Source organism: Thermus kawarayensis JCM 12314 (assembly GCF_055393575.1).
On record NZ_AP043756.1, the window covers coordinates 1807096 to 1820177 of the forward strand.

Annotated in this window: 12 protein-coding genes; 5 read left to right on the forward strand and 7 right to left on the reverse strand. The window is 67.4% G+C overall.

What is annotated here, in order from left to right; genetic code table 11:
• Positions 1-50: 50 nt before the first annotated feature.
• Positions 51-1592, reverse strand: coding sequence for a S8 family peptidase (locus ACZ5RK_RS09935; RefSeq protein ID WP_464909031.1), 1542 nt, complete (start codon positions 1590-1592; stop codon positions 51-53).
• A 72-nt stretch (positions 1593-1664) separates the two neighbouring features.
• The gene (locus tag ACZ5RK_RS09940) at positions 1665-2651 is read right to left on the reverse strand and encodes a P1 family peptidase (protein WP_464909032.1); all 987 of its coding nucleotides are present in this window, start codon (positions 2649-2651) and stop codon (positions 1665-1667) included.
• A 44-nt stretch (positions 2652-2695) separates the two neighbouring features.
• Here ACZ5RK_RS09940 and ACZ5RK_RS09945 point away from each other — a divergent pair, with 44 nt between their 5' ends.
• The 4 genes from ACZ5RK_RS09945 (at position 2696) to ACZ5RK_RS09960 (ending at position 7162) form a co-directional block, all read left to right on the forward strand.
• The gene (locus tag ACZ5RK_RS09945) at positions 2696-3757 is read left to right on the forward strand and encodes a class II aldolase/adducin family protein (protein WP_464909033.1); all 1062 of its coding nucleotides are present in this window, start codon (positions 2696-2698) and stop codon (positions 3755-3757) included.
• Complete coding sequence (locus ACZ5RK_RS09950) at positions 3754-4848, forward strand: zinc-dependent alcohol dehydrogenase (RefSeq protein ID WP_464909034.1); 1095 nt, start codon at positions 3754-3756, stop codon at positions 4846-4848. Before ACZ5RK_RS09945 ends, ACZ5RK_RS09950 begins: the two co-directional genes overlap by 4 nt.
• 213 nt (positions 4849-5061) lie before the next feature.
• Entirely contained in the window at positions 5062-5916 is an 855-nt protein-coding gene (locus ACZ5RK_RS09955; RefSeq protein ID WP_054647542.1) for a cell division protein FtsX, read from the forward strand.
• A 1-nt stretch (position 5917) separates the two neighbouring features.
• On the forward strand, positions 5918-7162 hold the full coding sequence (locus ACZ5RK_RS09960) for a murein hydrolase activator EnvC family protein (RefSeq protein ID WP_464909035.1): 1245 nt from the start codon (positions 5918-5920) through the stop codon (positions 7160-7162).
• Between the two features lie 28 nt (positions 7163-7190).
• Here ACZ5RK_RS09960 and hpf read toward each other — a convergent pair whose 3' ends face one another.
• Together hpf and ftsE are read right to left on the reverse strand one after the other, a co-directional pair.
• The gene (gene hpf / locus ACZ5RK_RS09965; RefSeq protein WP_464909036.1) at positions 7191-7751 is read right to left on the reverse strand and encodes a ribosome hibernation-promoting factor, HPF/YfiA family; all 561 of its coding nucleotides are present in this window, start codon (positions 7749-7751) and stop codon (positions 7191-7193) included.
• The gene (gene ftsE / locus ACZ5RK_RS09970; RefSeq protein ID WP_054647072.1) at positions 7748-8476 is read right to left on the reverse strand and encodes a cell division ATP-binding protein FtsE; all 729 of its coding nucleotides are present in this window, start codon (positions 8474-8476) and stop codon (positions 7748-7750) included. Before ftsE ends, hpf begins: the two co-directional genes overlap by 4 nt.
• Before the next feature lie 76 nt (positions 8477-8552).
• Here ftsE and ACZ5RK_RS09975 point away from each other — a divergent pair, with 76 nt between their 5' ends.
• Positions 8553-9872 carry a S41 family peptidase gene (locus ACZ5RK_RS09975; protein ID WP_464909037.1) on the forward strand — a complete coding sequence of 440 codons (1320 nt, stop codon included), beginning with the start codon at positions 8553-8555 and terminating at the stop codon, positions 9870-9872.
• Between the two features lie 52 nt (positions 9873-9924).
• Here the strand turns inward: ACZ5RK_RS09975 and metG are convergent, their stop codons facing one another.
• The 3 genes from metG to bcp all read right to left on the reverse strand — a co-directional run bounded on the left by metG (position 9925) and on the right by bcp (position 13027).
• Positions 9925-11784, reverse strand: coding sequence for a methionine--tRNA ligase (gene metG, locus ACZ5RK_RS09980; protein ID WP_464909038.1), 1860 nt, complete (start codon positions 11782-11784; stop codon positions 9925-9927).
• Between the two features lie 95 nt (positions 11785-11879).
• Complete coding sequence (gene rpiA, locus ACZ5RK_RS09985; RefSeq protein WP_464909039.1) at positions 11880-12563, reverse strand: ribose-5-phosphate isomerase RpiA; 684 nt, start codon at positions 12561-12563, stop codon at positions 11880-11882.
• A complete protein-coding gene (gene bcp, locus ACZ5RK_RS09990; protein WP_054647071.1) occupies positions 12563-13027 on the reverse strand; it encodes a thioredoxin-dependent thiol peroxidase in 465 nt (154 codons plus the stop codon). Before bcp ends, rpiA begins: the two co-directional genes overlap by 1 nt.
• Positions 13028-13082: the final 55 nt, after the last annotated feature.

Genomic DNA, 13082 nt, shown 5'->3' on the forward strand with positions numbered 1-13082 from the left:
AAAACCTCCCCCAGGCGCTTCCCAGGGGAGGCATGCATCAACCCCCGAACCTAGGGGCGCTGGAGCCAGAACTCGTACGTCCCTGAACCGCTATAGGCATAGATACGCCAGACATAGTAGCCTGCGGTTCCGCTATAGGTGAGACTTTCCTCCGAAGTAGACCCTGTAGAGCTGGCCACAGTCACCCAACGGGAACCATTCCAACGCCAGAGGTATAGGTCAAAGTCCGTTCCGGCGGGGCCCCTAAGCCAGGCCCTATGGGTACCGGCAGGGCTATAGTAGTAGGTGCCGTTGGGCTGGAAGTCATAGTCGCCAGGACCGGAAAGGCTACCCGTGTAGTAGCTGCAGTCGGCACAGGGGGCTGTGGAACCGCCCCCCGAGGAGAGCAGGGAGTAAAGGAGGCGGTTAGGGGACCCCGAGCCAATCCCCGAAAGCCGCCCCGTAGTGGCTCCGTTGAGGATGGCATCGGCTACAACGGTTGGCGTGGCCGAGGGGTTTTGCTCTAGATACAAAGCAGCCACCCCGGCCACATGGGGGGTGGCCATGGAGGTGCCGCTAAGGGTCTGGGTGGCCGTGTCCGAGGTGTACCAGGCCGAGGGGATGGAAGCCCCAGGGGCGAAGAGGTCCACGCAACTACCGTAGTTGGAGAAGCTGGCACGGGCATCGGAGGATGTGGTAGCCCCCACGGTAAGGGCCTCGGCCACCCGAGCCGGAGAGTAGTTGCAGGCATTAGCGTTGTCGTTCCCTGCGGCCACAGCGTAGACCACCCCCGCGGCGATGGAGTTCTTCACGGCGTTGTCCAGAGCCGTGGAGGCTCCGCCTCCTAGGCTCATGTTGGCGACGGCCGGCTTGCGGTGGTTCTGCGTGACCCAGTCCACTCCGGCGATGACCCCAGAAGTGGAGCCGGAACCGTTGCAGTCCAGGACGCGCACGGCGTAGAGGTTGGCCGCCTTGGCTACCCCATAGGTCACCCCGCCGATCGTCCCCGCCACGTGGGTGCCGTGGCCGTTACAGTCCTGGCCGTTCCCCCCTAGGGCATCGTAGCCCACCTGGGCCCGGCCGCCGAACTCCTGGTGGGTCGTGCGAATTCCGGTGTCAATCACATAGACGTTAACCCCCCTTCCCGTAGCGGTGTAGGTGTAGCTGTTGGAAAGAGGGAGGTCCCGCTGGTCAATCCGGTCCAGGCCCCAAGGAGCAGGGCTCTGGGTAGCCCACGCTCGCACCACCTTGTCCGCCTCTATGAACTCCACGTCGGGATCCTGCCTTAAGGCCTCTAAGGCTTGGGGCGCCATCACTGCCACAAATCCCTGGAGGGCGCCCGTGTAGGCCTGGGTCACCGCCACCCCCTGGGGAGCCAGCCGTGCCTGCAGGGTTGTGACTCCACCCTGGAGCATGGACTGACCTCTTCCCTTCTTAAAGACCACAATGTAACGGCCTGGGATAGCTTCAGGGTCATCCAGGCCATAGACGGGGGCCTCCTTGGGCCAGAAGGCCTCAGCTAAGGTAGGGGTTGGATCGGGCTTAGAAGCCATCTGGCAACCGCCCAAAACGAGAGCCGCGAAAAGCCCCACCAGCCAGTAAGTCTTCCTCATACGCTCCTCCGCGGTTTTAGCGAGGGCAATCTATCCCAAGGATGCTCAGGGGTCAAGGAAACTTTTATTCGGTCATTCTCCATTCTTATGCACAAGCTCCCGGTATGCGGGCACCCTCGGCACCCCCTCCGCCCACAGCACCCCCCGGGCGATGGCCCGGGCGAGGGCGTCGGCGGCGTAGGCCCCGAGGCGGAGGAGGAGGTAGGGCTCCACCCCCCTCCCGTCCCCCAGGGCCAGGGCGAAGGCCAGGTCCCCGTCCAAGGGGGTGTGGGCCGGGCGGAGGGCCCGGGCGAGGCCGTCTTGGGCCATGATGGCGAGCCTTTTGGCCTGGGCCTTGGTGAGGGGGGCGTCCGTGGCCACCACGGCCAGGGTGGTGTGCTGGCCCAGGAGGAAGGGAAAGCGGTAGTCCTCGAGGCTTCCCCGGTAACGGGAGAGGTCCGGAAGGAGGGCTCTTTCCTCCGGGGCGAGGAGGCCTTCGGCGTAGAGCCTCCCCGTGAGGGGGTCAAAGGGGCGGCCGAGGCTGTTCACCGCGGCCAGGGCCATGACCCGAAAGCCCTCCTCCAGAAGGTAGCCCGCAAGGCCAAAGCCCCCCTTCACCCCGCCCGAGACCGCCCCCGTTCCCGCCCCCACGCTCCCCTCGGCCACCTCGCCTCCCGCGGCCAAGCAGGCCCCATACCCCGCCTCCGCCCCCGGAGGCCTGAAGACCCTTCCCCGCCCCAGGTCGTAAAGCACCGCCGCGGGCACGATGGGCACCACGCCCCCCGGGGTGGGGAAGCCCTTGCCCCTTTCCCGGAGGTAGCGCACCACCCCGTCCGCGGCGGCGAGGCCAAAGGCGCTTCCCCCCGTGAGGAGAACGGCCTGGATCCTTTCCACGGTGTTCTCGGGGGCGAGAAGGTCCGTCTCCCGGGTGCCCGGGGCCGCCCCCCGCACGTCCACCGCCGCCACCGCCCCCTCCTCCACCAGGACCACGGTGCACCCGGTGAGGGCCTCCTCATCGGTGAAGTGCCCCACCCGAAGCCCCGGGAGGAGGGCGCTCTTCCCCCAGAGCGCTTCCGCCATGGACCCAGTATGGGGTAGCCTAAAGGCCAGAGCAAGGAGGTCCTATGTGGGAGTACCTCATCCACGGGGAACCGACGCCCAGGCTTAAGACCCTCCTAGAGGGGGTGGGGAAGGCCCTCGAGGCCCAGGGCTTCCGCTTTAACCCCGAATCCGAAGCCCCCAACCTGGTCCTCAACGCCATCACCCCGGAGAACCCCAGGCCCTACCGCCGCAAGGCCCAGGCCACCTTCGTGGCCTCGGCCATGGAGCTTCCCGCCTTCCCCCAAGACCCCTTGCGGGAGCTCTACCCCTACCTGGTCCGGGCGCTCTCCAACGTCCTCTTGGCCTACGCGCCGGGCCGGGGGGTGAAGTTCCTCACCCTGGAGCTCGGCCACTACGAGGAGCCCGAGGGCGAGGGGTTTTACCAGCGGGTGGCGGGGCGCTTAAGGCCCATCGCCTGCAGCCGCCTCGTCATCAACAACGTCTTTGAGCCGGACCTCGAGCCCGAGCTCTGGCAGGGGGACGAGCTCACCGAGAGCATGCACCGGGCGGGGAAGAGGCTGAAAGCCTGGGACCTCCTCCCGGCCCCCTTCCCCATTGAGGAGATCCTCCCCCCCGAGGACCTGAGGCACGTGAAAAGGCTCTACGGCATCGGGGGGCTTTCCTACGGGAACCTCTCCGTGCGCAAGGACGAAAGGCGCTTCTGGATGTCGGCAAGCGGGGTGGACAAGGCGAACCTCAAGGAGATCGGCCGGGACATCCTCATGGTGAAGGACTACGACCCCGAAGGGAACGCCATCCTCCTCTCCGTCCCTCCCCACGTGGAGCCCAGGCGGGTGAGCGTGGACGCCATAGAGCACTGGATGATCTACCGCGAGCACCCCGGGGTGGGGGCCATCCTCCACGTCCACGCCTGGATGGAGGGGGTCCCGGCCACCCCCTTCAACTACCCCTGCGGCACCTACGAGCTGGCCCAGGCGGTGGCGGAGAAGGTGCGGGAGGCCCCTGACCCCACCCGGGCGGTGGTGGGCCTCAAGAACCACGGCCTCACCATCACCGGACGCAGCCTGGACGAGATCCTGGAGCGCATTGAGGGCAGGCTCATCCGCACGGTGCCCATGACATGAAGGCCCTCCTCTACACCCCCTCCCTCCCCCGCTTCCTGGGGGCGAGGCTTCTCGGCAAGCGCTTCCCCAAAAGCCTCCTCCCCCTCAGGCTCGCCGAGGTCCCCCTTCCCGAACGGGAAGGCTTCCTCAAGGTCAGGGTGCGCCTAAGCGGGGTCTGCGGCTCGGACCTCGCCCTCCTCTACGGGAAAAGCCCCCCCACCATAAGCCCCTTCTTCTCCTTCCCCGCCGTCCTCGGCCACGAGATCCTGGGGGAGGTGGAGGGAAGCCGGGTGGCGGTGAACCCCCTCCTCGCCTGCGCCGAAAGGGGGCTTCCCCCCTGCCCCATGTGCCAAAGGGGGGAGGAGGGGCTCTGCCAGAACGTGGCGGAAGGCTCCTTGGCCCCGGGGATCCTGGGCTACAACCGGGACCTCCCGGGGGGGTGGGGGGAGTGGGTCCTGGCTCGGCCCGAGAGGCTTTTCCCCGTTCCCGAAGGGGTTCCCGACGAACGGGCCGTCTTCGCCGAGCCCCTGGCGGTGGTCCTCAGGGGCCTGAGGAAGCTCAGACCCTGGCCCGGGGAGGTGCTGGTGCTGGGGATGGGGACCATCGGCCTCCTGGCGGTGAGGCTCTTAAGGGCCTTGGGCTACACGGGAAGGCTTTTCGCCGTGGCCAAGTACCCCCACCAGGCGGAGAGGGCGAAGGCCTTCGGGGCGGACGGGGTCTTCGCCAGCGCCAAGGAGGCCCTCCGGGAGAGGGCCAAGCGCTACCGCTACCTCCTCTTTGAGGGCTCTAGGGGCGGGTACGAGGCGGTGGTGGAGGCCTCGGGAAGCGGGAGGGGCTTCCGGGAGGCCCTCGCCCTCGCCCGGGAAGGGGGAAGGGTGCTCCTTTTGGGGGCCCCGGGGCTCGAGCTCGTGGACCTCTCCCCCTTCTGGTTCAAGGAGGTGGGGCTCCTGGGGAGCTACACCTACACCCGGGAGGAGTTCCGGGAGGCGGTGGAGCTTCTTGGGGAGCTGAGGGGCCTCGAGGCCCTGGCGGGGGGGATCTATCCCCTGGAAGGGTGGCGGGAGGCGCTCAAGGCCCGGGGCAAGGCTCTCTTCCGGCCAAATGTGCCCTAGAGGGGGGCGGCCTTAGGGGCAAGGGGGTATACTCCCGAGAAACCCCGGGAGGCAGCATGGCGTGGGACGAGGCGCCCTTTCTGGAGGCAGGGGAGAAGCTTAGGGGGCTTCCTTAAGGAGGTCAATCTTTACCCTAAGGCCGTATAGCGGCCAAGTCTGAGGAAAAGGACCCGCTAAAGGTCCTTCTCACCGGGGGAGCTTAAGATATAGGGCGTGTACGCCCTCCGCGAGGCCCTTCGCCAGATCCTCAGGCACCCCACGGCCAGCCTCGCCACCTTCTTCACCGCCTTGGTCTCCTTCGCCCTCCTCTACTTTCTAGGCCTCCTCCTCTGGAACCTGGAAAGGGTGGTGCAGAGCCTGGAGAAGGAGCTGGAGGTGGCCGCCTTCCTCAAGGCGGACGCCAACGTGGAAACCCTCCTCACCGAGATCCAGGCCTGGCCCGAGGTGGGAGAGGTGCGCTTGGTGCCCAAGGAGGAGGCCCTGGCCCAGCTGGTCCTGGACTACCCCTACCTGGCCGAGGCCAAGGACCTGGTGGGAAACCCCCTCCCCGACACCCTGCGGCTCCGGCTGAGGAACCCGGAGGCGGTGCGCACCGTGGCCGAACGCCTGCGGAAGCTTCCTGGAGTGGAAGGGGTGGAGTACGGAGGGGAGCTCACGGAGCGCCTGGTGCAGGTGCTTTCGGGAAGCCGCCTGGCCATGGGGGTGCTGGTGGGGCTTCTCCTCCTCAACACCTTTTTCAGCGTGATGGGGTCCATCCGCCTTTCGGTGGAAAGCCGTAAGGAGGCGCTTTCCATCATGCTCCTGGTGGGGGCCACGCGGCGCTTCGCCCAGGGGCCCTTTGTGGTGGAAGGCCTCCTCCTCACCCTGGCGGCCGGGCTTTTGGCGGTGCTTTCGGGAGGAAGCCTCTACCTGGGGCTTTCCCGGGCCCTCCAGGGCCTCCTCCCCTTCCTCCCGGTTCTCGGCCAGGGGGATCTCCTGCGAACCGCCCTTGGGGTCCTCTTCCTGGCCCTGGTGCTGGGGGCAGGGGGGGCCTACATGGCCAGCCGGGCCTACCTCAAGGAGGTTTAGGGTGGCGAGGCTTTGGCTTTGGCTCTGCCTTCTCCTTTCCTTCCTGGCCCTGGGACAGGACGTGGCCACCCAGGAAAAGAGGGTGCGGGCCCTGGAGGCCGAGGCCGCCCAAGCCCGCGCCCTGGACGAGAGGGCCCAGGCCCAGATCCAGCGCCTCAACCGCGAGCTCGCCCGCCTCTCCCAACGGGTGCAGAACCTCCTTGCGGAAAAGGCCCGCCTGGAGGAGGAGATCCGCCGCCTCGAGGGGGAAAGGCAGGCCCTGCGCCGGGAGATCGCCCGGCTCAAGGAAGCCGTCCGGGAGACCGAGGCCCGGATCGCCAAGCTGGAGGGGAACCTGGCCGCCCTGAGGGGGAGGCTCGAGGCCCTCATGCGAAGCCTGTACCGGGAGCGGTCCGGCCGGTACCTGCCCCTTCTTCGGGCCCAGTCCTTCACCGACCTGGCGGTGCGGGCCCGCTGGGTGGGCTACATCTCCCGGCAGGACACCGAGCTGGTGCGCCTTTTCCAGGCCACCCTCAAGGCCCTGAAGGAGGAGCGGGAGCGCCTCGCCCTCCTCCTCGCCGACCTCACCGCCAAGGAAGCGGCCCTGGCGGAGAACCAACGGAGGCTGGAATCCCAGCGCCAGAGCCTCGAGGCCACCCTGAAAAGCCTCCGCCAGGAAGAGGAGGGCAAAAAGGCCCTCCTCCGGGACGCCCTCACCGAGCGCCAACGCCTGCAAAGGGCCTTGGCCCAGCTCCAGGCCCAGGTCTTGGAGGAACGGCAGAGGCTCCTCGCCCTTAAGGAGGCGGAGCGAAGGCGCCAAGAGGAGGCCCGCAGGCGCCAACAAGCCCAAGCCCCCCAGACCGTGGTGGTGCCCCCGCCCCCCCTCCCCGCCACCCTAGGACGCCTGGCCTTCCCCGTGCCCGGGGGACGGGTCCTGGTCCCCTACGGGCAGGAGGGACCCTTCCAGGTCCTCCAAGGCCCCGCCCCGGGAAGCCCCGTCCAGGCGGCGGCGGAAGGGTACGTGGCGGGGATCCTCTACCTGCCCAATCTGGGCTACACGGTGATGGTGGTGCACACGGAGACCCTCTCCACCGTGTACACCAACCTGCAAGAACCCCTGGTGCAGGAGGGAGAACGGGTGCGCCAGGGCCAGGTGCTGGGCTACACCGGGGGGGGCCTTCTCATTCCCCCGGACGCGCTGGAGTTCCGGGTGGCGGTGCGGGTGGGAGGGGAGACCCGTTTCGTGGACCCCTCGGCCTACTATTAAGGGCCCCCCACCCCAACCTTGACCTCACCTAGGCGGGCTCAATCAGCCCGTAGTTGCCGTCCTTGCGGCGGTAGATGACGTTGATCTCCTCGGTCTTGGCGTTGCGGAAGACAAAGAAATCGTGCCCCAGGGCCTCCATCTGAAAGGCGGCCTCCTCGGGGTCCATGGGCTTCATCTCAAAGCGCTTCACCCGCACGATCCTGGGGCCTTCCTCCTCCTCGGGCTTGCGCAGGGCCTCCATGTCCCGCACCTCGGGGGGAGGGGGGCCCTGGTAGGTGTGGCGCTTGCCCATATAGCGGCGCTCCTTGAAGCGCTTGAGCTGGGTTTCCAAGCGGTCCACCATGCGGTCAATGGCCACGTAGAGGTCGGGGTCCTCCTCCTCTACCCGCACCAGCCCCCCGGGGAGGTCCACCTGCACCTCGGCCTTGGCCTTGCGCTCCACGTGCTGGCTCCCCGCCAGGGAAAGGACCACCTTGGCCATGAGCTCCCCGTTTTGGTAGCGGTCCAGGCGGGAAAGCTTTTTCTCCACGTAGTCCCGGATGGCGTCGGTGATCTCCAGGTTGCGGCCGACGAGCTTGTAGATGTTCATGCGCCCTCCTTTCCGCCCCGGTCAGGGCTTTCCCTTACCCTTATGCTACCACCTTCCCCGGGACGCTCGTCCCGCACCACCTGCCCCGCCTTCAGGACCACGACCCGGGTGGGGTAGGCCTCCAAAAGCTCCCGGCTGTGGGTGGCCACCACCACCGTGGCCCCCCGCTGGTGGGCCGCCTTGAGGATATCCAGCACCTGGAGGGCGTTTTCCGAGTCCAGGTTGCCCGTGGGCTCGTCGGCGAGGATGACCGGGGGGTCCAGAAGGAGCGCCCGGGCCAGGGCCACCCGCTGGGCCTCCCCCACGGAGAGCTCCTCGGGGAAGGCCCGTTTCTTGTGGGCAAGCCCCACCCGGCGTAGCGCCAAGGCGATGCGCTCCGGCCACTCCCTAGAGGGCACTCCCTGGACCCTGAGGACGAAGGCCAGGTTCTCCTCCACGGTCATGTCGGCGAGGAGGCGGTGGTCCTGGAAAACCATGCCGATCCTGCGGCGGTGGAGGGCGATGCCGTCCCCCCTCAAGGCCTTCAGGTTCTGTCCGGCGAAGTAGACCGCCCCCTGGGTGGGGGTAAGCCGCCTGAGGATGAGGGAAAGAAGGGTGGACTTTCCCGCTCCCGAGTGGCCCACCACGAAGACGAACTCTCCCTTTTTGACCTCGAGGCTCACGTTGTAAAGGGCCTTGGTCCTGGTGCGGGGGTACTCCAGGCTCACCCGGTGAAAGGCGATCATGCCCCCACTATAGGGGAGGCGGACCACGCTTTCTTCTCATGGAAAGGCGCTATAGTGAAGGCGAGTGAGGGAGAGGATGAAGCGAAGCGCATGGGTCATCGCGGGGCTTGGGGTGTTGCTGGCCTTGGTCTACGCCCAGCTCCCCCGCCCCCAGGCGGAAAACCTGTTGCAAAACCCCAACGGCCAGGCCCTTCTGGAGGTCTACCAGAGGATCCAGCAGGACTACCTGGAGTCCCTTCCCAGGGAAAAGCTGAACAAGCTTTTAGAGGGGGCCATCGGGGGAATGGTCCAGGCCCTGGAGGACCCCTTCACCAGCTACTCCCCGCCCCAGCGGGCAAGCCTGAGGCAGGAAGACCTAAGGGGGGAGTTCTACGGCATCGGGGCCACCCTCACCCCCGCCAACCCCGACGGCACCGGGGCCAAGATCGAAGGGGTGATGAAGGGCCTCCCCGCCCAGCGGGCGGGCCTCAGGGCCGGGGACGTGATCCTCGAGGTGGACGGGGAGGACGTGACCAAGCTTCCCCTCCAGGAAGTGGTGGCCCGCATCCGCGGCCGCGAGGGGACCAAGGTTACCCTCAAGGTGCGCCGGGAAGGGGTTCCGGCCCCCTTGGTCTTTGAGCTCGTCCGGGAAAAGGTGGAGATCATCTCGGTCTCCACGGGCAGGATCGGGGACGTGGGCTACGTGGCCCTGGAAACCTTCGCCAACTTCAAGGTGGAGGACCAGCTGAAAAAGGCCATAGAGGACCTGAAGGCCCAAGGGGTGAAGAAGCTCATCTTTGACCTCAGGGACAACGGCGGCGGCCTCCTGGACCAGGGGTGCGCCGTGGCCAGCGCCTTTTTGAAGGAAGGCCCCATTGTCTACACCCGCACCAAGAACCTCACCCGGGTCTGGTGCGAGGCCTCGGGGAGGCCCCTTTGGGAGGGCCCCATGGTGGTCCTGGTGAACGGCAACTCCGCCTCGGCCAGCGAGATCGTGGCCGGAGCCCTCCAGGACTACGGCCGGGCCAAGCTCATCGGGGAGAAGACCTTCGGCAAGGGCGTGGGCCAGACCCCCTACACCCTGGCCAACGGGGGCGAGCTCACCCTGGTGACCTTTGAGTGGCTCACCCCCAAGCGCCGGGCCATCAACAAGGAGGGCCTGAAGCCCGACATTGAGGTCAAGGACACCCGCTTCCCCACCCCCTTCTCCCTCCAGGGAGCGGGGGCCCCGCCTGGGGCGGAGGTAACGGTGACCCTAAACGGCAAGACGGTGAAGGTAAAAGCCGACCAGGAGGGCAAGTTCACCTACGCCGAGCCCCAGCGGAGCCGCCCCTTGCCCGAGGATCGGGGCCAGGCGGTCTTGGACCTGGAAAACGACGCCATCCTGAAGCGGGCCCTGGAGGAGCTGAACCGATAACACCACCCCATGCTGGCTTGCGCCAGCATGGGGGCCCCGGTTAGGCCGGGGCCTACTTCACCACCGCCCCGGGCGGCACCTCCCCCTCCACGGTCACCAGGGCCAGGGCCTCCCCCTCCTGGGCGGCGAGGATCATGCCCCGGCTCTCCACGCCCCGGAGCTTGGCGGGCATGAGGTTGGCCACCAGGACCACCTTCTTCCCCACGAGTTCCTCGGGGCGGTACCACTTGGCGATCCCCGAGACCACGGTGCGCTCCTCGTTCCCCAGGGAAAGCCTGAGGACGAGAAGCCGGTCGGCATTGGGGTGCTTCTCCGCCGCCACCACCTCCGCCACCCGGAGCTCCACCTTGGCGAAGTCCTCAATGCCGATGAGGTGCTCCTCCTTGGGCTTGGCCTCCCCCTTGGTTTCCTTTTCCTTGGGGAAGAGGACGGGAGCCTCCTTTGGAATGGGCTTGGGCTCGGCCAGGCCCCAGCGCTCCGCCTCCTCCAGGCGCACCGCCTCCTTAAGCCCCAAGGCCCGCCTAAGCTCTGCCATCTTGCCCGGCATGGCGGGGGTGAGGAGGATGGAGGCGATCCTCAGGCCCTCCACCACCCGGTAGAGGACGGCCCGGGCCGCCCCGGGGTCCTCCCGGTAGAGCTCCCAGGGCTTCTTCTCGTTGATGTAGCGGTTTAAGGCCTTGACGTAGGCCATGGCCTCCTCGAGGGCCACGTGGAACTTAAGCTCCCGCACCAGGGGCCTGAGCTTCCCCGCAAGCCCCGTCCCCTCCGCAAGCTCCTCCCCCCCCACGGGCTCGGGGATGCGGCCCTCGGCGAAGCGGAGGAGCATGGCCCGGGTCCGCTGGACGAGGTTCCCCAGGTCGTCGGCCAGGTCGGCCTCGTACCGGGCCTTAAGGGCCTCCTCCCCCACCGGGGTGTCCTGGCCGTAGGGGATCTCCCTAAGGAGGTAGTAGCGGAGGGCGTCCCGGCCGTACTTCTCCAGAAGGGCGAAGGGGTCCACCACGTTCCCCAAGGTCTTGGACATCTTACGCCCGTCCGGGCCCAGCAAGAACCCCCCCACGTTCAGGTGGCGGTACATGGGAATCCCCGCAGCCTTCAGCATGGTGGGCCAGAAGACGGCGTGGGGCTTCAGGATGTCCTTGCCGATGAGGTGCCAGGCGTGAGGCCAGAAGACCCGGTAGGCCTCCCCCTCGGGGTAGCCCAGGGCGGAAACGTAGTTCAGGAGGGCGTCAAACCACACGTAGGTGACGTGGTCCTCGTCCCAGGGGAGGGGAATGCCCCAGGGGACCCGGGACTTGGGTCTGGAGATGGAGAGGTCCCCGATGGGCTCGGCGAGCATGGCCAGCACCTCGTTCCTATACCCTTCGGGCCGGATGAGGTCGGGGTGGTCCTGGAGGTAATGGAGAAGCCACTCCCGGTACTTCTCCATGCGGAAGAAGTAGTTCCCCTCCCTCCGCCTCTCCACGGGCCTCCCGTGGATGGGGCAGAGGCCCTCCACGAGCTCCTTTTCCGTGTAGAAGCGCTCGCAAGAGACGCAGTAGAGGCCCTCGTACTCCCCGTAGTAGATGTCCCCGGCCTCGTAGACCTTCTGCAGGACGAGCTGCACCACCCTCTTATGCCTTTCCTCCGTGGTGCGGATGAAGTCGTCGTAGGCGACGCCGAGAAGGTCCCAGGCCCGCTTGAAGCGCCCGGAAACCCGGTCCACGAAGGCCTTGGGGTCTTCCCCCGCGGCCTGGGCCGCCCGGTAGACCGTCTCCCCGTGCTCGTCGGTGCCGGTGAGGAAGAAGGTGCGGTACCCGTCCAGGCGGTGCCACCGGGCCAGGAAGTCCGCCACCACCGTGGTGTAGGCGTGGCCCAGGTGGGGCTCGGCGTTCACGTAGTAGATGGGGGTGGTCACGTAGAAGACCTTTTCCATGCGCCCTCCTCAAAAAAAACCGGGGCATGCGCCCCGGGCGGGGAGGTTTCCCCGCCCTAGAACCGGGGCATGCCCTTCATGGCCTCCATTCTACACTAGGGAAGAAGCTCCTCCACCCCCAAAGGCCCCGCCACCAAGGCCCGGGTGGCCATCCCCACGAAAAGCCCCGTCTCTACCACCCCGGGGATCTCCAAAAGCGCCCGGTGCAGGCCCAGAGGGTCCCCGATGGGGCCGAAGCGGCAGTCGGCGATGAGGTGGCCGTTATCGGTGAAGTAGAACTCGTCCCCGTCCATGCGGAGCTCGGGCTCCCCCCCCAAGGCGGCGATGGCCCGAAGGGTCGCCCGGTGGCCGAAGGGGACGATCTCCACCGGCACCGGCCCCCGGCCCAGGACGGGCACCTTCTTGGTGTGGTCGGCGATGACCAGAAACTCCCTGGCCGAGGCCTCCACGATCTTTTCCCGGAGGAGCGCCCCACCCATGCCCTTGACGAGGGAGAGGTCGGGAGCGATCTCGTCCGCCCCGTCAATGGCCAGGTCCACCCCCTCAGGAGGGAGGTCCACCAGGGGGATCCCCTCCCTCAAGGCCAGCTCCCGGGTGGCCTCGGAGGTGGGGACGCCCCTGACCCCCTTAAGCTCCCCCTCCCTTAGGCGGCGGGCGAGCTCGAGGACGGCGTACCGGGCCGTGGAACCCGTGCCCAGGCCCACCACCATCCCGTCCTGGACGTAGGCGATGGCGGCGTGGGCCGCCTCCTTCTTGTAGGCCTCCAAGGGGCGCTCCATCAGGCCCCCTTCAGCGCCTCAAGGGCCTCGGCCACCTCTAGGGCGTGCCCCTCGGGGGAGACCTTGCGCCAGAGCTTGGCGATCCTGCCCTCGGGGTCGATGAGGAAGGTCTGGCGCAGCACCCCCTCGTACTCCTTGCCGTAGAGCTTCTTCTTCCCCCAGGCACCGTAGGCCCTTATGACCTCCCGCTCGGGATCTGCGAGGAGGGGGAAGTTTAAACCGTACTTCTCGGCGAAGCGCCGGTGGCTTTCCACGTCGTCCGCCGAAACCCCGAGGACCACCGCCCCCAGGGCCCTTAGGCTTCCCATGTGGTCCCGGAAGCCGCAGGCCTCCTTGGTACAACCCGGGGTGTCGTCCTTGGGGTAGAAGTAGAGGACCACCCACCGCCCCCGGTAGTCGGAGAGGCGGTGAACCCTGCCCTCCTGGTCGGGGAGGGCGAAGTCCGGGGCCAAAGAACCTTCCATATGTGGGATTATACCCGGCCCTCGCCCTCTTTACCGGGGCCCCCATGCTGGCGCA

Coding starts and splice junctions, on each gene's coding strand:
- ACZ5RK_RS09935 (WP_464909031.1), bottom strand. CDS start 1,592: ATGAGGAAGACTTACTGGCTGGTGGGGCTTTTCGCGGCTCTCGTTTTG.
- ACZ5RK_RS09940 (WP_464909032.1), bottom strand. CDS start 2,651: ATGGCGGAAGCGCTCTGGGGGAAGAGCGCCCTCCTCCCGGGGCTTCGG.
- ACZ5RK_RS09945 (WP_464909033.1), top strand. CDS start 2,696: ATGTGGGAGTACCTCATCCACGGGGAACCGACGCCCAGGCTTAAGACC.
- ACZ5RK_RS09950 (WP_464909034.1), top strand. CDS start 3,754: ATGAAGGCCCTCCTCTACACCCCCTCCCTCCCCCGCTTCCTGGGGGCG.
- hpf (WP_464909036.1), bottom strand. CDS start 7,751: ATGAACATCTACAAGCTCGTCGGCCGCAACCTGGAGATCACCGACGCC.
- ftsE (WP_054647072.1), bottom strand. CDS start 8,476: ATGATCGCCTTTCACCGGGTGAGCCTGGAGTACCCCCGCACCAGGACC.
- ACZ5RK_RS09975 (WP_464909037.1), top strand. CDS start 8,553: ATGAAGCGAAGCGCATGGGTCATCGCGGGGCTTGGGGTGTTGCTGGCC.
- metG (WP_464909038.1), bottom strand. CDS start 11,784: ATGGAAAAGGTCTTCTACGTGACCACCCCCATCTACTACGTGAACGCC.
- rpiA (WP_464909039.1), bottom strand. CDS start 12,563: ATGGAGCGCCCCTTGGAGGCCTACAAGAAGGAGGCGGCCCACGCCGCC.
- bcp (WP_054647071.1), bottom strand. CDS start 13,027: ATGGAAGGTTCTTTGGCCCCGGACTTCGCCCTCCCCGACCAGGAGGGC.